A 25,861-nucleotide genomic window follows, 5' to 3' on the forward strand; every position below is an offset into this window, starting at 1 on the left:
TCAGGCATATCTTTCAATAAGCAATAAATCTTGCTCTACTGAGATCATTGGAGGTGTGATTACATGCTGATTTTCTTGATGTATATGTTTGCCATTGTAGGAGGAGTCTTAATTCTAAGTGCCGTTATTATAGAATTAAAAAAACTATCTACTTCTTCTGAACTTTCTAAGCTGTTAAACGCAACCTCATCTTTTAATATTATATTCACCAAAACATTCATTCCGCCCAATCAATCTCACTTGATCGCCCTTAATGAACCTTATAAAAAAATAGCAATAGGTACCAGCAATCCGAAAACAAGCAAAAAAGCAATAGCAAAGCTATACTCGTTCGACAATATAATGGGATCAGAGATTGTTGTTAACGCACTAACCCTTTCAAAAGTATCTAAACGACAACAAAACAGCAAATCAACTGCTTCAAGTGCGGATATTAATGTGGTTAATAGCTTTGACGAAGAGGCTGATGTTATTGAGGAACTTACGCTTAAAATATACATGAACAGCAATGAAATACCTGTGTATAGTATTTCCTTCTTGCCAGGCTTATTGCCCATTCAACAATCCGATAATCAATACAAAGAAGCTTACTCCCAAGTCCAACAATTACATGCTTTCTTCAGGTCGATCGTATCCGAATGAATGCCCCCCTTCCGCCTATTATTACTTCACTTTACCTTTCCCAATTAGAAATTTTGAAAACCTTAAGGAAAGACAAAAAAAACGGTCCTTTTGAGAGGGCCGTTTTCGCTGCATCCAACATTCATTTTAAAATTGCACACTAAATCCGTTAAATTGATGAATGCCCGTACCATGAGCAACAAGATCCCGTTCACGTAATTCACGAACTGCCTTCATAACCTCTTGCAAAATAGCTGGATCTAGACCCAACGTATTATGAGAGCCGAATACTTGAGATACATTTGGAATTTGCGCAATCTTTTCTAAAGAAGCCACTAAATCTGCCGGACTAGTAGAGGGATAAAAAGCATAAATTGGCGTAACATCATACAACAAATCTCCTGTAAACAGATACCCGTTGGCATGATCAAAAATGCTAATATGACCTGGCGAATGACCCGGTGTGTGGTGAATTTCTAATCTACGCCCGCCTAAATCAAGCACATCTCCCTCTCGCAATAGAGCTGTTGGTTTCCCTTGATAAGGTGTATACGTATTAGGATCAAACGTCTCAGGAACAGGAAGAGTAATATCTCGGCTCATATCTTTTCTGATCTGGGCAAGGGTTAAACCTCGTATTCCATTAATCAGCCAATCCTCATCCTCTTTATGAACATAGATCGTCTCAAATTGTCCATGACTGCCTATATGGTCTGCATGCACATGTGTAGTGATGACAGCGATAGGTAAATCCGTTAACTGATCCGTTATTCTTTTTATATTATCGATGCCTAATCCCGTATCAATCAACACCGCTTGTTCTTTTCCTAACAACAAAAAAGAGTGCACCTTTTCCCAATGTCCATATTCACTGATTGCATAAGTAATTGGATCAATTTTCGTGACTGTGAACCATCGATCTTGAATCAAGTGTGATCCTCCATTCCGTTCCATTTCTCCCTTACCTGCTCTTCTCCTTTATAATAGTCCGCTTGTTGATCCGCCTGATAAATTTCTTGATAGGGGAGAATGTTGATTTTACCTGAGTCCGGATATTCGCAAACATCTATGCCCTGGTTCGTTCGGAGATCAAGATACTTGCAAGAGGCATCCGTATGATTATAAAGTTGATGCGCTCCTTCAGGTCCCATTTCAAAAAATATCACATCACCTTCAGAAACCTCACTAAAACCCTCGGGAGTTCTTAACATCGCTTTTCCCGTCAAAATCACAAATATTTCTTCAGCGTTTCTATGAAAATGATAAGGAAAGGAATACTTATCTGGATCAAGCGATCTTATGTCGAAGACAAGATGTTTAGAATTAGCGATCTCAGCTAGTCTCTCACTCGTGTGCCAAGCAAACTCAGGGATCGGAGATAACTTTTGTTTAAATGAAACTGTATTTTCATTAAAAATCTTCGCCAAATATAACACCCCTCATCCATTACGCTTTTCTTTCAATATAATCGGTTTGGTACTTTATGTAAATGCAGATTATCAGGTTTAATAATAAAAAAAGCCCCGCCAGCTTTGGCGAGACTCTTATATGTGAGATATCCTAATTATTTTGAAGAACGATTTTGATTTCTCCATCTGAACTAAAACTTAAAGCCGTAAAATCAGTATTGATTTCAAGTTCTTTCCAATCCTTAGGAAGCTGGTAAGCTAGTTTGCCACGAATTTTCTTTCCCGCAGCTAAAGCGCCGTCCATTGTTCCTACTTGACTATCCAAAGTATGAGCCATGAGATCTTCATTTATGGAGAAGCTGTCTTGGTATGCATTGAACATTAGCATAGAGCTTACCATATAATCTTTACTGGAAATATTCTCAAGTATAATTCCGATTTCTACAAACTCATTACCCTCTGATGGTTGTACATAATCATTTCCCTTAGGCTTTTCCAGAGATTCAACTGTAAGCTTAAAATTCTTAGTTGTGATGGTTTGTCCAACTTCAGTTATCATCGTTTCCTTTGGCTCTTCAGTAGGCTTGCTGGTAGGCTTTTCCTTTTCGACCGGTTTCTCTGTTGCTGCAGTATCATCTACCTTTGCCACTGCTGGTTCTGATTTTGATACTGTAGGTTCACTATCATTCCCCTGTGATCCAATCACCCCTATTACAACAAAAACAATAATAAGCCAAAACCACCATTTTTTAAAAAAAGGTTTCTTTGTTTTCAATATTCTACTTCCTCTCAGATAATATCCACTTCCAACTTTTGCTAGGAAAATATACCCATATTATCCTATGAAAGATATACCTTTGCAAGAAAAATATAAAATAATGTCAGATGATAAGAATAATTGTGACTGTTATATTAAATTCCATTTTACTAGAACTATAAATATAAAAAACCTCAACGGCAAAGTCATAAAGGGTCTAAAGGTTCTTGTAAAAAGTCATGTATTGCACTCTTCACCACTCTTGAACTTGCGTAAGGTAAATATCACAACAAATATACTAGTCCAGCTATAGCCAAGGAAAGAACCCCTCCTAAAGCAGACCATTTCGCTACTTTGTTTTTAATTTTACGGTCTTCTTTGGATTCCGAATAAAAATTCCCTCTTTGCTGAGTACCTGTCGTAAATCCTCCAACACATATACCAGAGATCACAAAAAAAGCCAGTCCTATATATATGAATATGCGCATATTAGTGCTCCTCCCAGGAAAGTATTGTATATCTATATATAAGATATTCTAACATTATTCTCCACTACTAATTGGAAAAGTTAAAATGATGTATGACGAGAATACACATAATCGAGGAATCATGGGTATGAGCTCAGGTGCTATTTTTTTGGCGATTGGTATTGCGGCCCTTCTGATATCTACTTAGTTTCTCCACTAACGGAGAGAGTCCTCTTCTTCGAGTTTTGGACTCAGATGATGTTATTTACAAAATAATCGTCTTTTGTGCAGGGTTTCCGACTCCAGTAACGTTATTGGTTCTTTAGAGCATAATATTGGGTACTTTTCAGGCCAATAACTGCATCGCGGTCCGATAGGTCCGATAGGTCCGATAGCAACCTTGTATGCGAACCTATAAGCCTAATCAGACGACTAAATTAATGCAGTTTGTCGTTATTGCTCAAGAATATCCTCAAAAAGAAGGGAGTGCCTCAACAGCCATCGCTGAAAGGGCACTCCCTTCTTAAATAAACATGCAACCATGCGCACCCCTTTTTAATGCTCTCCTTCAACAGGTTTTTTAATAGTCGTTTAAATCCTTTATCAAAAATCCCTGTCAACAGTTCATCATAAACTTTGTTCTTTATCTGGATGCTCATTTCCTTACTCAGCAGATAACCGGCTTTCTGATCAACGAGCTTTCGCAAGAATCCGTGAACGATCTTATTATTAGCGAGGTTTGTAGCTTCTACCAGCGCCCCACCTATTTATGAACATTAATTTGACACCTTATATAACAGTGCAAGAGCATTCGGTGCTGCATTTGCTGGACTATACTTTGGACATCGATATTCCAAATAAAGAGAGGATATGAAATTTAGCAAAGAGTGTCTTCAAAAACTGTATTCGCCACTTGTATTCCGAATCTATAATTATCTATACGTGTCGGATGTTCAACTTGAATTTCTCTATCTAAAAAACCACGCCGTTACTATGTGTGGAAACGGCGTGGCATTAGCTTCATATGTGTTACGATGCAGGCGGAATGAACCAGCGCTGATTGGCGCCGCGATTATAATCCCACTGGATAGCCTGTCCTCCATCGGATGTCGATTGTCCCGATATATCCAAATACTTGCCGCTACCTCGGTTGATAATATACGACGAGTCACCTCTATCCAGATTGGTTGGAACAACTTTCCATTGCTGGTTCCATCCGCCATTATCCGGCCATTGAATCACATTAGCACCATCGGATGTAGACGATTCGCTGACTTCCAGTAAATCTCCGCTTTCTACGTTTCTGATGTGATAATAGCCGTCTCCTAGATCTTCGAAATACCATTTTTGATCATTAACAATGGAACTCCAATTAAAGTGCCATTGTATGATAAGCGCCCCATCCGCTTGTTTATCCCATCCACTGACTCCCAGTGCTTTATTGCTATTTACATTTATAATGACTTTAGGGTTCGTTCCAGCAGCATACATCGTCTGAGTAAATGCAGCAGATGCTGCGGATCCAATAAATACAAGTGCCAGAATCGCTATCAACCATTTCCTATTGAGTAACCGTTTCATAAGATAAGTCCACTCCTTTAATTTTTATTTAGTCAGATTTCAACTTCTCCCAATCAAACTGCCATTATACGATTAGAATGTCGCCTCCTTTGATAAAAAGTAATTAATACCCATTTCATCAAAACTCATGATGGTTTTCTATTTCTATCGTTTGAAGGGGAGCGCTCGTAATGAAGTTCATAGAAATAGATCTAGAAGAAATAAATTAAAATATAGGGAAATTATTCCTTAATTATACATCATTTGCAAAAGAGATGTTGTCAATTTAATCACATAAAAACAAACTATTTTGAAGTGATTTTCCAACTTTCACCTGCCCTCGGACAATATACTCGTTAACACTCTCCTTTTTTATTCCAAGTAGATGAGCAATTTGACTACGTGAGTAGCAATTGCCAAAAGCTAATACATAACATTCTTTTTCGCGAGTACTCAATGTTGATAATGCATCTTCAATCTGAATTCTTTGCCACTCTGATAAATTACTTGGACTCCCTGCATTACTTTGTTGGATAAATGATTGCATTCGAATAGGGTCCATCAGTATCTCACGCTGATATACTGCTCGCCTTTCTATCCCACGTTTATTACCTGGTCTACGTCCTGTAGACAGCCACTCTAATACAAACTCACAATCTGATTTCATCCCTGAGATAGCTTTTTTATCATCAGCATCAGCCTTCCTATATGCTCGCTCCGCGCCTTTGAGGGAGAGTCGATAGTTTAGGGCAGTTGCTGGACCTGAGTCCGTTACCTTTAATACAGGAGCCTTACTATTGGCGATGTTCATCCTCATTCCCCTTTGTGTATAATTTGGTCGAGGATAGAAGCAGCTATTGCCCTGGCACATCATGGCTTTTTTCTGTATAAATACATTCCACCATCATAGAAAACATCTTCATGTTTGTACTGATAGGAAATGTGTTGTATGCATCCTTAAATCTCACCCAGGTCGGTCCCCAAGCCAGTACATCTACAGGTAAGCCCGGGCTTGCAGTAAAAATAAATTGACGATGACCGGCTCTTAATGAGTTTTGAGTGTCTTTGTATTTCATTCTACTGACCCCTTATTCACAAATGGACGCTCAGCAGCCTTACCAATAGGTTTGGGATATTTCGAATCTAGGTTTGCTCTCTCTTCCTCCGTGAGTTGTGATCACTTAATCTTTCCGTGCCCACCGCCTGTAGATTCAATCTCCTTGCTTTTGATTCCTGAGTACCAATCGCTTATTATGATTTCCTCGCTTTCGGATTATCAAAGTCTCTTGTTCCTCTCTCAACCCGTGCTATATTAAATAAGAGGTGAATTTTATGAACGGTAAGAAAGTTATCATTATTCTTTTGTCCATCTCTTTACTGGGTGTTATTGCTTACTTCGGAATAGCTTATGGATTACTTTGGTACATCTTTAATGGTTAAGATCTATGATTACCCGGGCCCCATTTTACTGGAATTATTCGGTCTGACTCGATGGCCTTCGGCCTAATAGTCAAGTTCCATCTCTTCGATCTGCTCTTTGTACCTGTCCCAAGTGTCTTCATCGAAGCATTTTTTGTAACTACTCAAGCTATGTCCTTGCCCTTCTATGATGTCATTCAAGTCAATGTCGATTGTTCTCTCAAACATCGTGACTTTCATGCCGCCCTCTTCAAACGGATAGGTACCTACGGCTTCTGCGAAGTCCGCCAAGTCTGAAAAATTAAGATGAACGTAGGCATATACCGTTTTGTTCTTTTGAAATTCCTGATTATATAGGCCAGTTTCGTTTTCATTGAGCAGATGGTACAAATCTGCATTTACTTCTTTCATCCTCTCAGCGTAGTATTCCCCCTCGAAGGAAACGTCAATATTTCCCGAGTTATTGCCGCCCTCTATCACGCCACATTGCCCGTCAACCTCGATCTTCATTCCTTGATATGCGAAGTCAATTGCACGGCGCTCGCAAATCTCCCGGAAGGTCGCTGGATTGGTGAACAAGTCACTGACCTTGAAACCGCCGATCTTCCGGCAGCGCAATTTCTTGACTACTGTGCCGAACTTCTCTTCCCACAATCCATCCTGAAGGTATTCCCAAAATGAATACTTAGCCTTCCCAGCAGTTTCACCTTGTACTGTTCGTCTGCACCAAGGATCATCCTATTCGCTCCACTGGACCCATACTTCTTAAGTATTCATCGTGTATCGTCTCCTTTGATTGGGGTCTCAGCCCCCTAAATTAATCCAGCGCTGATACTGTAGGCTCTATACTTACAATCAGATTCATGTTCATGAGCACTTGTATTCGAATTCCCTTCATATCCCGATAAAATGCCCATGCCTCAGAATCGTTTTGCGTTGCCATTTCTACCTTTCCATGCAGCGTGTTAATCAAAACGTATACAATGTCATGCTTATCCATGTGTCTCAGCCCCCTTATAAGTTCAGTACAGCCAATTCCATCATTTATATCCTCCTTGTGGGAGAGGAGGGCTTTAACCCATCTCTGTCCCAGTATTTTCGTACTGTATAGCATGTGGACATTAACCTAAGTTGGCATGATATAATACATTTGTTAATAATTATCATTTTTTTGAAAGGGGATAAACATGAATAACATAAAGAAGGAAAATCAAAATATTAATAAATGGCTTTCTATTATTTGTCTTATATTAATACCTCTCTCTGTTGGCATCGGAATTGTATTCGATATTTATCGAGATCCAATACAAATTCTGCTTATGGCGTTAGGTTTTATAAGTTTATCTTGGATAAATTGGTCAAAGTATAAAGAGAAATCTAAGTTGTAAATACTTTTGCTTCACAGTATGCGTCTACTGCGTCATAAACTTTGGGTGAGGAGTGCTGTAACCTCCTATATCCCTTAATGTCATGTATCTTCGTACTGCGCAGTAAATAACTTCAAATAAGTTCTTTTTTTTAGTTTTAGTTTGTTATAATAAAACAATAACTATTAATGAGGTGTTATCTTGCAATATATTTTTTTAATACCATTGGCATTTGTTTGGGCGATTCCCTTGGTTTTACTGTTAAAAAGAGATTATCTAACTAAAAACAAGGTTTCAGATAAAAATGCTACCATAGAGAAAAAATTAGACAGAATAATAGAATTGCTTGAAAAAGATAAGGGTGCATAATCACTTTTATCTTTTTTATGTCGCAGTATGCGTCTACTGTGCTTTTGGGAGAGGAGGGATACTCCTAGTCCCTTAATGATCTGGTGTGGCCCCCGCGTTGCTGGGTTTATACTCTTCAACCGTTCCATTCCGTCTGCAGCATGTCGTTCATCACGCCCTATAGCGATATATTTTCTTCCAGTCCTTGATGCAGCCACAGCCGTTGTACAACTTCCAGCACAATTATCTAGGACGGTTCCCCCAGGGTTGGTGTAGGTGCGTATGAGGTATTCTCACAACTCCACTGGTTTTTGATTTGGATGGATTAGTTCAGGATCATCGTTGTTAACTACCGGATAGTACAAGACACTGCGCGGCAATCTCTCAGTCTTTCCAGCCTCGTTTGACCACGGAATTCCATCACCCTAAACAGATAATTTATGGTTGTTAGTCGCTGCATTCATTGGTTTATGTCCCTGACTCATTTGAGCATTATAGGTCGGCAGCCTTTTATAAAAGACTAGTATGTTTTCATGAGCTTGCAGCGGCATCAGACCTTTATTTAAGTGTCCTGTTGCCTTGTTCTTTTCCCATATCCATTCATATTTAAATAATTTCATATTGCTGGCTGCGAGTGCCTTATCAAATGGGGCTTTAGCAAATAAGACGATTGCCCCGTTATCCTTAATGATCCGTTCATATGCCTTCCATAGCTGATCAAACGGCAGGATAGAATCCCAAGGGCTCTGCGTTGTGCCGTATGGTAGATCGCATAGGATCATGTCCGCACTTCCCATAATTTGTTAATAGCGATAATGTACTTATAACTAATTAATAATAAGGAGATAGTTAAATTGCATAAAAAGAAATATTTCACCCTCTCACCACCGTTCCTCATTCTAGGGATCATCTTGGCTTTTACTCTTCCATACGATAAAAGGTCTTATGCATTATTAGCAACCATGATGGCGTTTTGGATTACTTACTATGTTTGGATTTATATAGAGAAGCTGATACAGAAGAAAAACGAATAGCATTTGTTACGCCTTATGTGTCTACTTAACAATACTAAGCGTGATAAATGCCGCCTCTGCCCTCTCTCGGGGGCAAATGTTTGTCTTATCCTTTACCTGTGTCATGACTTGTTGCTCCCTTCCTTATTTCACTTCAGAGCATCCGAAGCCATGTGATAAAAAAGATTTGGCGCCGCGGATTTAATCTTTTCAAGTGCTTCCTGTAGATCATTTCGCTCAGAAATCAAATCAGAAACATTCATTTCCTCTGCGTACGCCCACTCGGTCAGGATTTTCATTTGCCCTTGATATTCTTCCAGCTCCGCCTGTTGCCGAGCTATGGTCTGCTGTGCCTCTGCTAAATCCCTCTGAACATCTGTGTCAGCCATCATCAACCCGGTTACAGCTTCTTTCCAACGCGCGTTCTGTTGTTGTGACTCTTCTAGTGAGTGAATTAAATACGCAATGTCTGCCTTTTCAATCATGAACCACCATGGAGAACCTGCTTTAAAATTTTTCTTTATCTCTTCTATCCATTCTGGTGTCATGCTGGATAAGGGAATTTTTCCTGATTCACTCATAACTGCACTCCTTCCCAGTTCAAAATCCGTTGTTGCCCTTTGGCTGAATCGGAGCCAGCAGTTGCTTAATTTCTGCCAATTCCCAAGCATAGCGTCCTTGATCAAACCATCCGAAGGAATACTCTTTATCAAGAGTATTGAAGTGAGTTTTTCGAGTGTCTGATTCTAAGGCAATCACTCCGCCCAGCACATCTCGCCGGATTCTAAAGCAATCTATCAACTCTGAAATAGCTACCACAGCCCCAGTCGGTAAGTTGTCCACTGTATAACCGTTCCGAGTCAACGCTGCTTTAATCTCTGGTACCTCGCAGGCTTCTTTATCAATTTTCTTCCCTGCATGGATAGCGAGTGGTCCTCTGTGCTTTGTGGGCGCGCGTTTCAAACTTCTTCTCATTGAGAGCTATCAGTGTTGCCCACCGCTGAATGATGGTTATGGACTTCATGGCTTCGCCTCATTTCTTCATCGTATTATCAAATAAATTGAAGAAATGTTAATAATGATTTATTTTCCAACCGATAGTAAAAAGAGAATAAATAATACATAAGGAGAATTTGAAATGGAATATATATTCATTGGTATTGGAATATATGCACTACGTATACTTGTTCCAATTTTTGTTGCTAGAGTTATGCGGAAAAAGAAATCCGAAATATGGAAGATTGTTATTGCTGTCATACTGACAATTTTCATACCTTGGTTGGGTTTAATTTATCTCGTCATCGATCGTTTGAGGTCACCAAGCATCCCCCGATTATAGTCTCCGCACTTGTCCAACCCCTGGCGCTGAGCAACTTGTTTGCATAATTGTTCTTTCAATACATACTGGTTATTTGTCCTCTCCTTTATATGGTAGAGGGTGGTTAACCCTCTACCTTCTTTAGATATTCAGTGACAAACCCGCCATTAAAACCTTCCAGCAGCACTACCTCTGATCCGCACAAGTCCCCACGGTTCCGACTTCACCGTCCAAACCTTATCCTTGTATTTTTCCTTCCGAGCTTCGTAGCATGAATGCATGATTACTTTGTCTTCCGGTATCAGTCCGGATTTCTCAAGCCACTCAATCATTTCACCAGCCCGGATCTGTACTCCGAGTGTTATAATCTCGCCTGCATTGAAGCAGTTGCTTTTCAGCTCCTTGTATATCCCGTTCAAAATCAGCGATAATTTCAAGGTTGTAGTCTATACAGAACAGAATCTGCTGCTTATTCATCCGTCAGCAACTCACTATTCGTTTCGCCACACTCCGGGCAAGCTGGTTCCTCCAGTTCTTCGCCCGAGATCTTCTCAATCGCGTATTTCCTGCCGCACTCACAACGGTATTTATCCCATGTTTCCATGTCTTTTCCCTCCCTTGGACTAACGAAACTTATTTTGATAAGCTACGTACAATTGTTAAATAATTGAAATCGGGGTGTTACATATGGATAAAAATAAAAAGTTTTACGGCTTGGGTCTAGGAATATGCTTTGCTGTTGCTTTTGGATTTGCATTCCACAACATTGCATTAGGTATTGTTTAGGAATTGTTTTTGGTGTTGCCTTGTCTCAGACAGGTAAACCCAAAACTCCTAAAGATAAATGAGGTTCCGCTACTGGGGCTATCACCGATTAATGGCTTAGCCTTATTTTGAAAATGGGTTACTGCCCAGTACATTGGCTAGGCATCAGCATAGGATGACGTATAACCAATTGGGAGGTAATATGTTGAACTATCCAATGAACCAAATGAATTCAATGCATCAAATGCACCAAATGCCACAATCCATCGTGGTATACCCTGTTGATCCATATGTTGTAGAAACCTTAAAATCCGTTATTGGAAAACAAGTTGTGTTAGAAACTACTCGTGGTGGCGTCAGCGGATGTGTAGTGGATGTCAAACCAGACCATGTTGTGTTAGATACTAGAGGTAGAAAGTTCTTTGTCCGGATAAGTGAGATTGTTTGGATCATGCCTGAGTAATTTTCTATTCCAGAGGGGCTGTGAAAACAGCTCTTTTTTTCATATCTATTTGCCTCTTGTAGCTAACAGTTCAGCATTCCTGATAACCAATAATGCAATAACCTCGTTGTTATACGAATCTTATAATCTTCAAATCGATCATTTGGATGATAAGACCCCTGTGCAGCATAGCCATTCAATTCTTTTTTGCGAATTTTGAAATGTATTGGTCTCCCAGCGCTGCCGATCCATTCTCTCCGTCACAATCATGCTGTCCTTTCACTTGAGGCTGGTAACGATAGGAAGTACGTACAAGAACTTTTAGGTCACGGTAGTATGAGAATCACAGCGGACACATACACACATTTTTCAAAGAAAATAAATGAAAGCTGTGTGGAGTAATATGGAGCTCATATGAGAAGTATCCTCGAATGAAACTACATTTTTAGGGGGCATTACGGGGGCGCTCATTAACCTTCCACAAACCTCCAAACCTTACCCACACAGAAAAAAACCCTTAACGCTTAGAGCGCCAAGGGCTGATTTATCCTAGTAAAGAGTCATGTATTGCGCTCTTTCCCACTCATGCACTTGCGTGCGGTAGATATCCCATTCGATTTCTTTTAGCTCGTAGAAGTGAGCCAAAGCATGTTCGCCGAGAGCTTCGGTAATAACATGACTACGGATCATTTCGCTAAGTGCTTCTTTCAAATCGGATGGCAAGCTTGGAATGCCTTCTTCGATACGCTCTTCTTCAGACATCACATAGATGTTACGGTCAATCGGAGCTGGAAGATCAAGCTTACGTTTAATTCCGTCAAGACCTGCTTTCAACATAACAGCAAGTGCGAGGTAAGGGTTAGCTGCTGGGTCCGGGTTACGAACCTCAACACGTGTGCTAAGACCTCTAGAAGCCGGAATACGAATCATTGGGCTACGGTTACTTGCAGACCAAGCTACGTAGCAAGGTGCTTCATAACCAGGAACAAGGCGTTTGTATGAGTTCACTGTTGGGTTAGTAATCGCTGCAAAAGCACGAGCGTGCTTCAAAATACCAGCCATGTAGTAACGTGCAGTTTTGCTCAGACCCAGCTTGTCGCTTTCGTCGTAGAACATGTTTTCTTTGCCTTTAAACAAGGATTGGTGAGCGTGCATACCAGATCCGTTGATACCGAACAATGGTTTAGGCATAAAAGTTGCATGCAGGCCGTGTTGACGGGCTACCGTTTTCACGACGAGCTTAAAGGTTTGAATTTGGTCAGCAGCAGTAATCGCGTCAGCATATTTAAAGTCAATTTCATGCTGGCCCGAAGCTACTTCATGGTGGGAAGCTTCGATTTCAAAGCCCATTTCTTCAAGGGTCAGTACGATTTCACGACGACAGTTTTCCCCTAAATCCGTTGGCGCTAAGTCAAAGTATCCACCTTGGTCGTTCAATTCCGTAGTAGGATTGCCTCTTTCGTCTGTCTTGAATAGGAAGAATTCAGGTTCTGGTCCAACGTTCATAGCTGTGAAACCCATTTCTTCCGCTTCCTTCAGACAACGTTTGAGGATACCACGCGGGTCTCCAGCAAAAGGTGTACCATCTGGCATGTAGACGTCACAAATCAGACGAGCTACACGACTATCAGTCACCCAAGGGAAGATTACCCATGTATCTAGGTCAGGGAAGAGATACATATCAGATTCTTCAATCCGTACGTAACCTTCGATGGAAGAACCATCAAACATCATTTTATTATCAAGCGCTTTTTCCAATTGGCTAACTGGAATCTCTACATTCTTGATAGTACCTAATAGATCCGTAAATTGCAGACGAATAAAACGAACATTCTCTTCCTTGGCAATGCGTAAAATATCCTCTTTAGAAAAGCTCATGTGATCCTCTCCCTTTCGAACTTCTATATATTATTATTTATTAAAAAACCGGGATAACTCACCTTGAATCAGAGACACTTGTCCCGGTCTTTTACCGGAAACTAGTTCTTGCTTCAGCATTCGGTGAAGCTGGGAATCGGATAACTCTCTACGTCTTACCTCTGTATCAGGGGTAATAACAGTAGCTTCCTCGGATTCCTTAGAGACAGGATTCATTACTTGCTTAATGCCAGCAATATTAACACCCTTCTCGATCAGAGCTTTAATTTCTAATAGGCGCTCAACATCATTAAAAGAGAACAAACGCTGATTCCCCGACGTACGTGCTGGTACGATCAGACTGTGCTGCTCATAATAACGAATTTGTCTCGCGGACAAATCAGTCAGCTTCATTACAATTCCAATAGGAAATAGTGCCATATTTCTGCGGATTTCATCACCCATGACTCATCCAACCTTCCAATGATCTTTTTCTGATCTCATTGTACATTTCCTAATACAGCGTGTCAATGGTATGTGAGATATTCTTACAGCAATTTTCTTTCACGCATACTTTGAAGTGCCATCAAAACGCCATATTTAACATGTGAATAGGTTAACCCGCCTTGCATATAGCCAATATAAGGAGCCCGTATAGGCGCATCTGCAGATAACTCCAAGCTTCCACCTTGTATAAACGTACCTGCAGCCATAATAACAGGATGTTCATAACCTGGCATATCCCAAGGCTCTGGTACCACATGGCTGTCCACAGCCGCAGCGCGTTGTATGCCCTGAACAAAGGCAATTAAGTGTTCTGGTCCATCAAAGGAAACCGCCTGAATCAAATCTGTACGAGGCTCGTTCCACGCTGGCTTTGTCTCAAACCCGCAACGCTGAAATACGGATGCAGCAAAAATACTCCCTTTTAAAGCTTGTCCGACCGTGTGTGGAGCCATGAACAACCCTTGGTAAAGCCCACGTGTTGTTCCTAACATAGCCCCTACTTCACCACCTATGCCAGGAGCGGTTAATCGATAAGCTGCCAATTCTACAAGATCCTGTCGGCCACAAATATAACCGCCTGTCTCAGCAATACCCCCACCCGGATTCTTAATTAACGATCCTGCTACTAGATCCACACCAACCTGTGGAGGCTCAAGCTCTTCGGTAAACTCACCATAACAATTGTCTACGAAGACAATCACTTCCGGTTTCAACACCTTTACCCTCGAAGTCATTTCACCAATTTCAGCCACTGTGAAAGAAGCACGCCAATCATATCCGCGTGACCTTTGGATTCCAATCACTTTAGTATTTTCGTTAATAGCGAGAGCTACCTCATCCCAATCGATCTTGCCATCTGCAGTAAGAGTAACCTCCCGGTAAGTAATTCCGAAATCTGCGAGAGAACCTGTCCCATCCCCTGTGTGACCAATTACCTTATGTAAGGTATCGTACGGACGTCCTGTGATGTATAGCAGCTCATCTCCTGGACGCAGTACACCAAATAGGGCTGTTGATATGGTGTGTGTTCCTGAAGCGAAATGCGGGCGTACCAGTGCAGATTCCGCACCAAAAACGTCAGCATAGACAAGATCCAGCACTTCACGGCCACGGTCATTATACGCATACCCCGTTGAACCAGCAAAGTGAAAATCACTGACTTGATGACGCTGGAACGCTTCTATAACCTTCCACTGATTCTTATCTACAATACGATCAAGGGCTTTGACAGCGCCTTCTATTTCAACTTCTGCGGCCTCTGCCGCGCTCAAAATATCCTCTGCAAAAACTACCATTCGTTCTTATTCGCTCCTTACATTTACTTGCCATCATAATGACAGAAAGCGGCAGTAAACTGACGCTTTCTAGATTAGCTATTATTTTATACCTATAAACGAAGCATTTCCACCTTAGGAATGACTGATAAGATTACTGCTGGTCCACAAAATCAGCAAGCATGTAACCCCATTTGTCATAATCCTCTTTATTAAGACGAACGTTATAGAGCACATCGTTCTCATCATATGTCGTTTCCAGAACCTCTCCCACCCTGTAGAGCAAAGAAGAAATGTCACCTCGGTCTCCGGGAATGCGGAAGTTGAGTGTGTCGCCAGCCAGTTCATCGGCGATCATTTCGGTAATCCGAGTTAAATCTTCAGGATTAAATGCACTGATCTTCAAGTATCCTGTACCTGTAGGCAACATTTCCAGTTGCTCAGGCTGACATAGATCAATTTTATTAAAAAGTACGATTTGCGGTGTACCAGATGCACCTAGATCCTGCAAGATGGATTGGACAATCTCCATCTGCTCCTCACGCATTGGTGAAGAGGCATCCACCACATGTAGCACCAAATTGGCCTCATTCACTTCCTCCAGCGTTGCACGGAAAGATGCGACAAGATCATGCGGAAGATTCTGAATGAAGCCTACAGTATCCGTAAGCACAACCTCTTTACCACCTGCTAGCTCAAGTACACGTGAAGTAGGGTCCAGTGTGGCAAACAGCTGGTTTTCAATATAGACATCCGCATCGGTTAGTTGCTTAAGCAGCGTTGATTTCCCTGCATTCGTATACCCAACAAGTGCGACTTGCACCGCTCCCGCCTTGCGGCGACGCTCCCGATGTAGCTCACGAGTCTTAACAACCTCATCCAGCTGGCGTTTCAGCTCCGTAATCCGATCACGAATATGTCGGCGGTCGGTTTCCAGCTTACTTTCACCCGGACCTCTGGTACCAATTCCTCCACCTAGTCTGGATAAGTTCTTCCCTTGGCCGGAAAGCCGGGGTAACAGATAGGACAATTGTGCCAGCTCTACCTGAATAATTCCTTCTCGCGTCTTCGCACGCCCCGCAAAAATATCCAGAATAAGCTGCGTCCGGTCAATAATCTTAAGATCCAGAGCTTCTTCAAGATTCCGTACTTGGGCTCCGGACAATTCTTGATCAAAGATAGCTGTATTAGCCCCGAGAGCATCAGCAGCCATCCGTAGCTCTTCTACTTTACCTTTACCAATAAACCATCTAGAATCAGGCGTTTCCTTGTTTTGACGCAGCACATCCAGAACTTCAACACCAGCGGTTTCGGCTAATTGCACTAATTCCTGTAGTGAAAGCTCTGGATCAATTCCGGTTCTTTTAATTTTATCTGTGACGAGACTTACCAATATCGCTCGATCTTGTACATCTGTTTCCGTATCATGCGTTGTTATTGCCATGTATGTCATGCTCCTTATGACGGTGATAGTATCCTGTAATTCATAATTTGAAATCCTCAGTTCGAAGCGTCATTAATTCCTGCTTGCCTGGGCTGGTACTTTCATACTGGTTTAACAGTCTTACAGCCTGACCCCGAACAGCTTTCTCAATGGCGTTGCGAACATACCGCGCATTACTGAAAGCATGAAGACTCTCCGTCTTCTCTACTAACAAATGCTGCTTTAACTTGAGTATCGCCTGTGGCATCAAAATATAGTCGCGATCTTTTGCCATGAGTTCAGCAATTTGCAGCAGTTGATCGATCGTATAATCAGGAAATTCCACCTGTATCGGAAACCGTGAAGGCAATCCGGGATTGCTCATCAAAAAATACTCCATCTCCCCAGAGTACCCCGCTAAGATAAGTATAAATTGACTGCGATGATCCTCCATGGCCTTGACGAGCGTATCAATCGCTTCTTTTCCAAAATCCTTTTCTCCACCCCGAGCGAGGCTATAAGCCTCATCGATAAACAAAATACCACCCAAAGCCTTTTTTACCAGATCACGAGTCTTCTGTGCTGTATGACCGATGTATTCTCCTACAAGGTCGGCTCTCTCCACCTCAATGAGATGTCCTTTGGTCAGTACCCCCATACGCTGGAACAGCTTAGCCACGATTCTAGCCACGGTTGTTTTGCCAGTTCCGGGATTCCCTTTAAAAACCATGTGATAAGCTTGCCCACCGCTTGCAAGTCCTGCCTCAGTTCGCATTTGAGCAATCTGTAACAAGGCGTAGATTTCAAAGACTAGCTCTTTGATATTGTCCAGACCCACTAAACCTTCCAATTCTTGCGTTAACTCTTGGAATAGGCTAGTGTGGCCGTGATTTTTTGGAGGTACCGGCCGACTCTCTCCAGAAGGGTTAGTTATAGCCGGAGGCTCTTGACTCCGCAATACAATATTGATTTGTCGAGACGGTCTTTCTTCCTCCCGTCCACTGGCCGCTGCTACGCGTCCGCTCATCGGTATCACCTCATTATCCAGGGCTGACTTCTCTAATCAAGTCTATTCCAGTAAATGAAGTGTTATTAGAAGATTCGGGATTTTTTGGACAAATCACAGGAATAGCTGCTGAAGCTTCCATTTCGTATAGGCTAGAATCTCACGTGTTTTATGTCTTGTCATCGATAGAACGGTGGATTCTGTAAGTCCCAGCTCAGGATTCACATATCCAAGCTCGTCAGCAATTTCATGAGCCCGCCACCCATGATAAGTATGCGTAATGATTATTGTTGAAGACAAACCTTCTCGTGCCATAATCTCTTTACTAAACAAAAGATTCTCGTAAGTGCTGGTAGCTTCATTCTCTACGTAAATGGCGCTATCTGGCACTCCTTTAGCAACCAAATAATTACGCATTCCTTGAGCTTCTGTGTATTGTAAATCAGGTTTATCTAAACCACCAGATACAATAAGATGTGGGAACATCCCTTTTTGATAAAGCTTCAGTCCGTAATCCAGCCGTTCCTTAAGTCCTGGGCTAGGCTCATCCCCCCACATCGACATGCCAAGAATGATCCCAACATCCGCCTTTTGCATAGGATCTGTGGTGGCAGCTTTATTAATATTGTTTAACGCATAAGCACACCACAACAATCCAGCACTCACAATTATCGATAAAGCGATAAGCAACGTTCGTTTCGTCCAGAATCTGCGTTTTTTGGAAACAATCCGAATCGGGGAAGACCCTCTTCCGTAGACGTACCATTCCATTTCTTTATTTCCTCCTGAATTCTCCATGATGAAATAATTCGGCACGATGCTTCAAAGATAGTGAGAAATAAGGGAAAGCATGAGCATCGATGCCGCGTAAAATAGTATTGGCTGTCTCCCAGGCGAGTTTATAATCACTCTCGGAAATATCTTCCCTCTCCAGCGCTTCCTCTAATTCATCCTCATCAAGCAAGAAAACCTCGCCGTTCCAAAGCACAACCACATCCAGATACAAATCATCAAACCATGGAACGCCTTGGTCTGTGACGCCCTGCACCTTGCAGGTGTCTATGTACCATTGAATGATATTTTGCCGTTCGTCGAACATAGCCGTCACAATATAGTGACTGTCTTTTGGGAAATATTGCAGCCAGGAATAACCTTTATCCGCAATACGATATGTATGCCGTCCATAGCTCTTCCACAGTGGTTCTTTCAGCCCGTAGATGGTATAAAGCGTAATATATCCGCTGAATTCCCGGCTCTCCACATAGCGGCAGGCAAAATGGCGACGCGTAATCCGGCGCCAGTTGGCCCGGTCTCCGAATTTACGTTTCATAGAAATTACCCTCTCCAGTATGGTTTCTTCAGCTTACCACATTTAGAGGATACACTCAAAACATCCCGCAAAATACAGCAAATTTTTATCACAGATTCGATTAGAAAAATATGGAGTTATAAAAGAAAGAAGCTGTCCCATAAGTAGCATTCACTACTTTTGAGACAGCCTCAGGAAAAGAAAAGCTAACTTCATAAATTCAAAGCATCACTATTGAACAGAAGAATCACCATTCATATTACTAGCCTCTTGATCAGGGCTTTGTGTTGCATTACCACTGTCATTCCCCGAACTTCCGCCTCCAGAAGGTACATCTGGCTGAGCAGTAGGTATCGGTGTTGCTGACGGTGGAGGCGTAGTGAATTCAGGCAAGGTTCCTGTTCCACCATTATTCCCGCTTCCATCGTTGCCACCACCATTATTACCACCGTTGCCATTATCCCAGCCATTGTCTCCACCATTCTCAGGGGTTGGTGTCGGGAGATTAGGATCAATGGTCGGCTCAGGTGTTGGCATCTCATCCTGCACAGAGACAGTAACCACATTCGATGGTTCACTTTCTACTTGGGTTGCAGGATCGTAGGAAGTAACATAATACTCGTAAACCAGACCAGGCATTGCACTAAAGTCTCCTGCACTAGTCGTGACCGTATTTAACAGTAAACCGAAATCAGCCTCGGATGTCTCTCTACGATAAATACGATATTCTACACCCGCAACAGGAACTGCCTGCCAGCCCAGATTTACTGTCATCGTAGATGGATCATAAGCTGCAGTAAGTCCACTAACATTCTTAGCTGGTTCAGGTGTTTCTGTAGGTGCAGGAGCGATTTCATTATCTAGCTGTGGGAAGGACTTCTTAGGAACATCCCTTAACGCTTCCTCCATCACTTTACCCCAGAATGCTGCGGCAAGCCCACTGCTATTCTTAAGCAGATGTTTCTTGCTTGGCTTGTCATAACCCATCCACACAGCAGCTGTCCATTCAGGTGTATATCCCACAAACCAAACATCACGGTTCGAGCTGATTCCAGAATATCCACTTTGAGTCGTACCGGTCTTACCAGCAACTGGACGATCAATCCTTGCTTTTCTACCCGTACCACTCTCTACAACCTTTTGCATCATCTCGGTCATTTGATAAGCCGTTTGCTTACTCATAACACGATCAGGCGTTGTATTAGCCTTGAAGACGGTCTCTCCACTACTATCAGTGATCGATTTAATGGAATATGATTCTCGAAGTTCACCGCCATTTGCAAAAGCACTGTAAGCTTGTGCCATTTCCAGTGTATTCGTTCCTTTGCTCATACCTCCGAGAGCCAGTGAGAGGTTCTTGTCCTCGTCTTCCAGTCCAATCCCCAATTTCTTGGCAAACTTAAATCCGGTATTCACTCCAATTTCATTAAGCAACCAGACCGAAGGAATATTCTCTGATTTCTGTATAGCATCACTCATACTAATACTCTTGGAATATCCGTGAAGGTTAGTTGGGCAATAGTTGGAAAAACACTGCTTCTCGTTGCTTAACGTAGAATACTTGTCGTACTTTCCAGTTTCCAGTGCTGGAGCATAAGCAACGATTGGTTTAAAGGCTGAACCAGGAGAACGTCGGCTGCCATTTACACGGCTATAGCCTTTTTTCTCATAATTCCGTCCACCTAGAAGTGCGACAATGCCGCCATTCTCTTGATTCACGATGGTCATAGAACCTTGTACCAGTTCGTCGTCTACACTCTTCTCGAAGTTATCACTGTCTGCAAAAGCATCTTCTACGGTTTCTTGAGCATGCTTATCCATCGTGGTGTATATCTTGTAACCACCAATATTCAGATCATCTTCGGATAGTCCAAACTTTTCTTCTGCTTCTTCCACTGCGAAGTCAATAAAAGCTTGATAACGCTGTTTCTTTTCAGGTGGCTTATAATTATAATCCACGGCTTGTGCTTCGTCTCTCTCTTGCTCCGTAATATAACCTTGTTCGTACATGAGCTGAAGCACTACTGCGCGACGTTCCTTTGAAAGATCCGGGTTACGCAGAGGGTTGTAACGAGACGGTCCCTTAGGCATCGCAGCCAGTGTCGCAATTTCCCAAACTTTCAGATCATTCAGATCACTCTTACCAAAATATCTTTCAGATGCTGCTTTAATTCCGTAGATCGTACCCCCAAAGTTTATTCGGTTCAGGTACATCGTAATGATCTCTTCTTTAGATTTCTGGTTCTCCAATGCTACAGCAATGGATACCTCAGTCGCTTTACGGAAAAATGTTTTATCCCGTGTCAAAAAGATGTTTTTGGCCAGCTGCTGAGTAATGGTACTACCACCTTCTACCATGCTGCGTGCAGCAATATCTTTTACCGCTGCCCGGCCGATTGACCATAAATCCACACCAGAATGCTCAAAGAAGCGTTTATCTTCTGTGGCCACAAAGGCATTGATCAATAACGGTGGAATCTTCTCATACTCTACAGGATCGCTTTTCTCAAGCGATAATTCGCCGATTAAATTAGCATTGCGGTCATATACTTTTGTAGTTTCATTTACGGTCAGCTTGTCTTGGTTCTCTAGGAGAAGTTTTTGCCCATTCAGCATAATGAACAGATAACCGCCAAGCGCACAGAAAATGGCCAACGCTGTAGCAAAGAACAAGCTCCACAGCACACGCTTTTTAGTCAAAAACTTCTTTTTCTTCTTACTTTTCGGTTTTGGTTTTGAATTGGTACTGGACGATCCTCTATTTCTATTGTTGTTCGTCCTTGATGTATCATCTCTAGACATGATGCCTCCTGACTCCCTTCCTTGAATAAATCATGTATGGACTTCTCTGAATGAAAAGAACAACCTTCTCAGGTTGCTCTCTCACACTCTATTCAAACGATTTATTAACAAGAAAGGTTTCACTTCAATTTTGTTAATGTTATTCTTCGTTACTATTGTCCTGCATAAGTGACACACTGCGCTGTGGTGTAAAAGTGGAAATCGCGTGCTTATACACCATTTGCTGGCGTCCATCACTGTCAATAACGATTGTAAAATTGTCGAATGCTTTAATAATTCCCCGGATTTGAAAGCCGTTGGTCAAATATACTGTAGCAGGGATATTTTCTTTGCGTAGTTGGTTCAAGAATGTATCTTGGATGTTAATGGACTTGTTCATATGACGTACCCCCAATGGTTCAATTATATTGTTCAGAAGTATATTCAAGACCTGAGAGAAACTTTCCTGCTATTATAGCACGTATTTTCGAGAAATTCTCAGAAAAGTTTTGCTCACCTTCGACATCGATCCACTCGATTTCCTTCATGTGGCGAAACCATGACAACTGTCTTTTGGCGAATCGGCGAGTATCGCGTTTGAGCAGTATCACAGCTTCCTCAAGCGTCAGTTCCCCTGCGAGGTAAGCGGCAATTTCCTTGTAGCCCAGTCCCTGCATGGACACAAGGCTTCTGCTGTAGCCGTTTTCCAGCAGTCCGTTCACCTCAGCAACAAGACCATCCGCAAGCATGCTATCAATTCGGTCCTCAATACGTTTATATAGTATTTTCCGGTCCATTGTCAAACCGATAAGGCATAAGTCATAGGGCGACTCCTTCTTTTGAGCTGCATGAGAAGCGGAAAGTGTGGTGTTTGTCTGGTGATGAATTTCCAGTGCCCGTATAATTCTACGGCGGTCATTCGGATGCAATTTCGCTGCACTGACCGGATCAACGGCTTCAAGTCTGGCATGCAGTGCAAGCGCTCCATGTTCTTCTGCAAATTGATCCTGTTCTTTACGGAAAGCTTCGTCAGCCACAGCTTCAGAGAATTGAAAACCGTAACATAAGGACTCAATATAGAGACCCGTTCCCCCAACAATAAATGGAAGTTTTCCACGACTGCTTATCTCTTCGATAAGTCTGCTACCTTGTTCCTGAAATTCAGCAGCAGAATATGGGTCCTGTGGATCATGAATGTCGATTAGGTGGTGAGGAATTCCCATCATCTCAGCTGGAGTGATCTTAGCTGTACCAATATCCATACCACGATAAACCTGCATCGAATCGCCAGAAATAATCTCTGCGTTATATGCAGCCGCAAGCTCCAAACTTAACCTGGTTTTACCTACAGCTGTTGGTCCTAGTAAGACTAGAACCTTATGTCTCTCTTTAGTTGTCAATGTGTATCACCCCGTACGATGTTTTGGAGTTGCTCCGGAGCAGCTCTGTAAAGCCAAGCCTTTCAAATTCGCCGCTCAGAGCCTTTTCTTTCAAAAGAACAGTTTTACGGGCCACTCTTACCGCCTCAGCTACACTCTCTAGTGATAATGCTGCACGATTAGCAAACTGCCGCAGCGGGGAAATCGAAGCAGAACCGGTCAGCGGCACTCGGAACATAGGATCAAAGTACACAATATCTACACTTCGATCCGGTAGAGCACGTAAGTAGTCCAAATGTTCACTATGAACGACATTAATTCTACGCAAGGCATCATTAACCCTTACTTGCCCAGAGGTATAATGCCGCATCCCTTCATAGAGCAGTGCATACAGCGGCAATGAGCTCTCCAGAGCGGTAATCTCTGAGGACTCACCACCATGCACAGCAAATAGCAACGAATCAGCACCTAGACCCGCTGTGCAATCTAGTACGCTATCTCCGGGAAGCATTCGAGCAGCGACAAGCATCGGTTCTATATCACCCTTTAGAATCCGTTTCGCACGAACGAAACCCATGCTTGGGTGAAACTCCATAGGCTCCATCCCTAATCGGTGTAAACGAACGGCTTCTTGAGAAAGAATTAGTATATCCTCATCTCCATAGTGTTCCACCATCTTGGGTATAGAGAATTTCTCGCGTGGAGCGTATTTACAGCCCGTTCTTTCTGCGAGATTCTGAGCTCGCTCTACAATATCCATTATCGGGCTATAACCCGTAGTTATAATCATGTTGCCTCCAGTCTTGCTATAAACAAATTTCTAATCGTACAATTACATCACCCGTTTGAACAATTTCTCTAAATCATAGGATGAAAAAGAAATCACAATCGGACGCCCATGTGGACAAGTATACGGCTGTCTGCATGCTGCCAGACGAGACAACAAGGCCTCGACTTCCTGTTCTGTTAGTTTCTGGTTGGCTTTGATGGAGGCTTTACACGAGCATAGAATAGACGATTTCTCTCGTAGCTTTGCTAGGTCAATCAATCGTTCACTCAAGACCCACTCCGCCATTTCTTCAACGATCGCCTTCTCCTCGCCTTCAGGAAACCAATACGGCAAAGATCGAATCAGAAAAGTCTGTCCTCCAAAATGTTCAAGGTACACTCCAGCCTGCTGAAACCAATGTAAACGTTCACTAAGTTGACGACTTTCCGAAGGCGTGAACTCAAGCGTAATTGGCAAAAGCAGATCCTGAGAAGCGTCTTCAGGACGACCGAACTTCTCATAAAAAAACTCGTAATTTATGCGTTCGTGAGCCGCATGTTGATCAATGAGATACAGCCCGCCGTCATTCTGAGCGATAATATAAGTCCCATGATGCTGTCCGATATAATTTAGTTCCGGGAAGGCAGGAAGCCCAGGTTCTTCATCGACTGGCGGTGCCCATAACGCTTGGGCAGAAGGAATCTGCCTCTGCAGGGATGAAGCTTCTTGAGGGCGATATCCATTAGCATAGTTGTTGCTCACATTATTTTGACGTCCTTGTGAAGAGGAAGACTGGTATCCTGACCCGTAGGATGGAGCCGTTTCACGAGTCATCGGAGTATCAATCTGCCCCTCTTTTCTGATCTCCCTGGCGCTCTGTTCAACATTTGATGGTTGTTGTCTACTAAAGGAACTACCAGATCCCTGAGGAACTGGATCCTTGCCCACCTCAGACGGTGGGGGTGCCGGAACTGACCCTTTAGAAAAAGCAAACTGCTCCTGTATAAATGAACTGCTGCCCTTTGGCCCAATGGTTTCTTTACCGGGACGCGGTATCAAACTTTGCCCTAACAACACTTTACGAATTTCTTGTTCAACAAACGTGTAAAGCTCATTCTCCTTACTAAACCGAACCTCCAGCTTAGCTGGATGAACATTGACATCCACAAGTGAAGGATGCATGTCCAGTTCGAGCACCAGCAGTGGATAGCGGTTAATCGGAAGTAAAGTATGATAAGCACGCATGATCGCTGCGTTCAGACCATTGCTGCGAATATATCGTCCTCCCACAATGGTAGTCACTGCGTTTCGATTTGAGCGTGTCCATTCCGGACGACTAATATAACCAGAAATACGATAATCCAAGTCCTCTGCCGTAATCGGCAACATAGCCTTGGCTGCGGAGGTTCCGTACACCGCTGCGATCACTTGCAGCAGATCACCATTACCAAGCGTGTGCAGCAGCTGATTGCCATTATGATGCAAGGTAAAAGAGATTCCCGGATGGGCTAACGCCATTCGATACATGGCATCCGATATATGACCAAGCTCCGTCTGGATACTCTTCATGTATTTCAGCCGTGCCGGTGTGTTAAAAAATAATTCACGCACCGCTAGATCGCTCCCACGGCCCGAAGGGGAATCTTCATTCCGAATTAAATTACCACCCTCAATATCAATCAGGCGTCCTTTGCCGTCATCGGCAGTAGCCGTTAGAAGAGAGACTTTGGATACCGCAGCAATACTGGGGAGCGCCTCACCACGGAACCCTAAGCTAGTGATCTGGAATAGATCACGCCCATTAGCGATTTTACTTGTAGCATGGCGATAAAAAGCGGTCTCGCAATCCTCAGGCTCGATCCCTGAGCCGTTATCTTTCACTCGGATGCTCTGTAAACCGCCTTCCTCCACCGAAACCTCAATCCTTGTGCTTCCTGCGTCAATAGCATTCTCAACTAGCTCCTTCACAACAGAAGCTGGTCGCTCTACAACTTCACCCGCAGCAATCTGGTTGGCAATATGCTCGTCCAATATATGAATTTTGGCCAATTTCATTCACCTCTTATTTAG

At 42.7% G+C, this 25,861-nt stretch carries 31 protein-coding genes and 1 pseudogene; 4 read left to right on the forward strand and 28 right to left on the reverse strand.

The genetic code is table 11. From position 1 onward, the window contains the following. The first annotated feature begins 63 nt into the window (after nucleotides 1-63). Nucleotides 64-642 (forward strand): hypothetical protein, encoded by a 579-nt coding sequence (locus tag NYE25_RS07155; RefSeq protein WP_076298755.1) that lies wholly within the window; start codon nucleotides 64-66, stop codon nucleotides 640-642. A 126-nt stretch (nucleotides 643-768) separates the two neighbouring features. On the opposite strand, the gene NYE25_RS07160 is transcribed toward NYE25_RS07155, so the two are convergent. The 10 genes from NYE25_RS07160 to NYE25_RS07205 all read right to left on the reverse strand — a co-directional run bounded on the left by NYE25_RS07160 (nucleotide 769) and on the right by NYE25_RS07205 (nucleotide 7,233). Further along, nucleotides 769-1,551 (reverse strand): MBL fold metallo-hydrolase, encoded by a 783-nt coding sequence (locus tag NYE25_RS07160; protein ID WP_445667124.1) that lies wholly within the window; start codon nucleotides 1,549-1,551, stop codon nucleotides 769-771. Next, nucleotides 1,548-2,048 (reverse strand): cupin domain-containing protein, encoded by a 501-nt coding sequence (locus NYE25_RS07165; protein ID WP_341145542.1) that lies wholly within the window; start codon nucleotides 2,046-2,048, stop codon nucleotides 1,548-1,550. Before NYE25_RS07165 ends, NYE25_RS07160 begins: the two co-directional genes overlap by 4 nt. 133 nt (nucleotides 2,049-2,181) lie before the next feature. Beyond that, a complete protein-coding gene (locus tag NYE25_RS07170) occupies nucleotides 2,182-2,805 on the reverse strand; it encodes a DUF4352 domain-containing protein (RefSeq protein ID WP_341145543.1) in 624 nt (207 codons plus the stop codon). A 266-nt stretch (nucleotides 2,806-3,071) separates the two neighbouring features. After that, nucleotides 3,072-3,275, reverse strand: coding sequence for a DUF5316 family protein (locus NYE25_RS07175; protein ID WP_341055324.1), 204 nt, complete (start codon nucleotides 3,273-3,275; stop codon nucleotides 3,072-3,074). 470 nt (nucleotides 3,276-3,745) lie between these two features. Next, nucleotides 3,746-4,021, reverse strand: coding sequence for a phage portal protein (locus NYE25_RS07180; RefSeq protein WP_341147696.1), 276 nt, complete (start codon nucleotides 4,019-4,021; stop codon nucleotides 3,746-3,748). A 262-nt stretch (nucleotides 4,022-4,283) separates the two neighbouring features. After that, nucleotides 4,284-4,835, reverse strand: a complete 552-nt coding sequence (locus NYE25_RS07185) for an RICIN domain-containing protein (RefSeq protein ID WP_341145544.1) — start codon at nucleotides 4,833-4,835, stop codon at nucleotides 4,284-4,286. Between the two features lie 265 nt (nucleotides 4,836-5,100). Continuing rightward, a complete protein-coding gene (locus tag NYE25_RS07190) occupies nucleotides 5,101-5,625 on the reverse strand; it encodes a sigma factor-like helix-turn-helix DNA-binding protein (RefSeq protein ID WP_341145545.1) in 525 nt (174 codons plus the stop codon). Between the two features lie 43 nt (nucleotides 5,626-5,668). Then, nucleotides 5,669-5,890, reverse strand: a complete 222-nt coding sequence (locus tag NYE25_RS07195; RefSeq protein WP_341145546.1) for a hypothetical protein — start codon at nucleotides 5,888-5,890, stop codon at nucleotides 5,669-5,671. A gap of 427 nt (nucleotides 5,891-6,317) precedes the next feature. Continuing rightward, the gene (locus NYE25_RS07200) at nucleotides 6,318-6,887 is read right to left on the reverse strand and encodes a hypothetical protein (RefSeq protein ID WP_341145547.1); all 570 of its coding nucleotides are present in this window, start codon (nucleotides 6,885-6,887) and stop codon (nucleotides 6,318-6,320) included. Between the two features lie 163 nt (nucleotides 6,888-7,050). After that, nucleotides 7,051-7,233 carry a hypothetical protein gene (locus NYE25_RS07205; RefSeq protein ID WP_341145548.1) on the reverse strand — a complete coding sequence of 61 codons (183 nt, stop codon included), beginning with the start codon at nucleotides 7,231-7,233 and terminating at the stop codon, nucleotides 7,051-7,053. A 568-nt stretch (nucleotides 7,234-7,801) separates the two neighbouring features. On the opposite strand from NYE25_RS07205, the gene NYE25_RS07210 reads away from it, so the two are divergent. Then, a complete protein-coding gene (locus tag NYE25_RS07210; RefSeq protein ID WP_341145549.1) occupies nucleotides 7,802-7,969 on the forward strand; it encodes a DUF4083 family protein in 168 nt (55 codons plus the stop codon). 149 nt (nucleotides 7,970-8,118) lie between these two features. Here NYE25_RS07210 and NYE25_RS31260 read toward each other — a convergent pair. From NYE25_RS31260 to NYE25_RS07235, 6 genes and pseudogenes are all read right to left on the reverse strand, one after another. Then, a pseudogene (locus tag NYE25_RS31260) lies at nucleotides 8,119-8,232 on the reverse strand (DNA methyltransferase); the annotation flags it as partial. 141 nt (nucleotides 8,233-8,373) lie between these two features. Continuing rightward, a complete protein-coding gene (locus tag NYE25_RS07215) occupies nucleotides 8,374-8,730 on the reverse strand; it encodes a ferrichrome ABC transporter ATP-binding protein (protein ID WP_341145550.1) in 357 nt (118 codons plus the stop codon). Between the two features lie 380 nt (nucleotides 8,731-9,110). Next, nucleotides 9,111-9,542 carry a hypothetical protein gene (locus tag NYE25_RS07220; RefSeq protein ID WP_341145551.1) on the reverse strand — a complete coding sequence of 144 codons (432 nt, stop codon included), beginning with the start codon at nucleotides 9,540-9,542 and terminating at the stop codon, nucleotides 9,111-9,113. 19 nt (nucleotides 9,543-9,561) lie between these two features. Then, nucleotides 9,562-9,924 (reverse strand): 2-oxoglutarate dehydrogenase E1, encoded by a 363-nt coding sequence (locus tag NYE25_RS07225; protein ID WP_341145552.1) that lies wholly within the window; start codon nucleotides 9,922-9,924, stop codon nucleotides 9,562-9,564. Between the two features lie 522 nt (nucleotides 9,925-10,446). Then, nucleotides 10,447-10,716 carry a hypothetical protein gene (locus NYE25_RS07230; RefSeq protein WP_341145553.1) on the reverse strand — a complete coding sequence of 90 codons (270 nt, stop codon included), beginning with the start codon at nucleotides 10,714-10,716 and terminating at the stop codon, nucleotides 10,447-10,449. Nucleotides 10,717-10,748: 32 nt separating this feature from the next. Then, nucleotides 10,749-10,883, reverse strand: coding sequence for a hypothetical protein (locus NYE25_RS07235; RefSeq protein ID WP_341145554.1), 135 nt, complete (start codon nucleotides 10,881-10,883; stop codon nucleotides 10,749-10,751). Between the two features lie 363 nt (nucleotides 10,884-11,246). Here NYE25_RS07235 and NYE25_RS07240 point away from each other — a divergent pair, with 363 nt between their 5' ends. Both NYE25_RS07240 and NYE25_RS07245 read left to right on the forward strand, forming a co-directional pair. Next, on the forward strand, nucleotides 11,247-11,507 hold the full coding sequence (locus NYE25_RS07240; RefSeq protein WP_445667125.1) for a DUF2642 domain-containing protein: 261 nt from the start codon (nucleotides 11,247-11,249) through the stop codon (nucleotides 11,505-11,507). A gap of 195 nt (nucleotides 11,508-11,702) precedes the next feature. After that, entirely contained in the window at nucleotides 11,703-11,888 is a 186-nt protein-coding gene (locus NYE25_RS07245) for a tyrosine-type recombinase/integrase (protein ID WP_341145555.1), read from the forward strand. Nucleotides 11,889-12,035: 147 nt separating this feature from the next. Here NYE25_RS07245 and glnA read toward each other — a convergent pair whose 3' ends face one another. From glnA to mutL, 12 genes are all read right to left on the reverse strand, one after another. Continuing rightward, nucleotides 12,036-13,364: a type I glutamate--ammonia ligase gene (glnA, locus tag NYE25_RS07250; protein WP_042128352.1), complete on the reverse strand. Its 1,329-nt coding sequence runs from the start codon at nucleotides 13,362-13,364 to the stop codon at nucleotides 12,036-12,038. Nucleotides 13,365-13,397: 33 nt separating this feature from the next. Next, complete coding sequence (locus tag NYE25_RS07255) at nucleotides 13,398-13,808, reverse strand: MerR family transcriptional regulator (protein ID WP_042128355.1); 411 nt, start codon at nucleotides 13,806-13,808, stop codon at nucleotides 13,398-13,400. 83 nt (nucleotides 13,809-13,891) lie between these two features. After that, nucleotides 13,892-15,145 (reverse strand): methionine gamma-lyase family protein, encoded by a 1,254-nt coding sequence (locus tag NYE25_RS07260; protein WP_341055344.1) that lies wholly within the window; start codon nucleotides 15,143-15,145, stop codon nucleotides 13,892-13,894. Nucleotides 15,146-15,278: 133 nt separating this feature from the next. Continuing rightward, the gene (gene hflX / locus NYE25_RS07265) at nucleotides 15,279-16,568 is read right to left on the reverse strand and encodes a GTPase HflX (RefSeq protein WP_042188885.1); all 1,290 of its coding nucleotides are present in this window, start codon (nucleotides 16,566-16,568) and stop codon (nucleotides 15,279-15,281) included. 40 nt (nucleotides 16,569-16,608) lie between these two features. After that, nucleotides 16,609-17,574 (reverse strand): AAA family ATPase, encoded by a 966-nt coding sequence (locus NYE25_RS07270; RefSeq protein WP_042188887.1) that lies wholly within the window; start codon nucleotides 17,572-17,574, stop codon nucleotides 16,609-16,611. Nucleotides 17,575-17,667: 93 nt separating this feature from the next. Next, nucleotides 17,668-18,324 (reverse strand): YdcF family protein, encoded by a 657-nt coding sequence (locus NYE25_RS07275; protein ID WP_341145556.1) that lies wholly within the window; start codon nucleotides 18,322-18,324, stop codon nucleotides 17,668-17,670. A 4-nt stretch (nucleotides 18,325-18,328) separates the two neighbouring features. Further along, nucleotides 18,329-18,883: a DUF402 domain-containing protein gene (locus NYE25_RS07280; protein WP_042128364.1), complete on the reverse strand. Its 555-nt coding sequence runs from the start codon at nucleotides 18,881-18,883 to the stop codon at nucleotides 18,329-18,331. A 210-nt stretch (nucleotides 18,884-19,093) separates the two neighbouring features. Then, on the reverse strand, nucleotides 19,094-21,664 hold the full coding sequence (locus NYE25_RS07285; RefSeq protein WP_341145557.1) for a transglycosylase domain-containing protein: 2,571 nt from the start codon (nucleotides 21,662-21,664) through the stop codon (nucleotides 19,094-19,096). Nucleotides 21,665-21,803: 139 nt separating this feature from the next. Then, nucleotides 21,804-22,043, reverse strand: a complete 240-nt coding sequence (gene hfq, locus NYE25_RS07290) for an RNA chaperone Hfq (protein WP_042128368.1) — start codon at nucleotides 22,041-22,043, stop codon at nucleotides 21,804-21,806. A 19-nt stretch (nucleotides 22,044-22,062) separates the two neighbouring features. Next, nucleotides 22,063-23,043: a tRNA (adenosine(37)-N6)-dimethylallyltransferase MiaA gene (gene miaA / locus NYE25_RS07295; RefSeq protein ID WP_042188893.1), complete on the reverse strand. Its 981-nt coding sequence runs from the start codon at nucleotides 23,041-23,043 to the stop codon at nucleotides 22,063-22,065. Further along, the gene (locus tag NYE25_RS07300) at nucleotides 23,033-23,812 is read right to left on the reverse strand and encodes a class I SAM-dependent methyltransferase (protein ID WP_341124949.1); all 780 of its coding nucleotides are present in this window, start codon (nucleotides 23,810-23,812) and stop codon (nucleotides 23,033-23,035) included. The genes miaA and NYE25_RS07300 overlap by 11 nt, the downstream gene beginning before the upstream one ends. Nucleotides 23,813-23,854: 42 nt before the next feature. Further along, nucleotides 23,855-25,840, reverse strand: a complete 1,986-nt coding sequence (mutL, locus tag NYE25_RS07305) for a DNA mismatch repair endonuclease MutL (protein WP_341145558.1) — start codon at nucleotides 25,838-25,840, stop codon at nucleotides 23,855-23,857. Nucleotides 25,841-25,861 lie beyond the last annotated feature (21 nt).

This window comes from Paenibacillus sp. FSL E2-8871 (assembly GCF_038000345.1).
Classification (GTDB): domain Bacteria; phylum Bacillota; class Bacilli; order Paenibacillales; family Paenibacillaceae; genus Paenibacillus_AQ.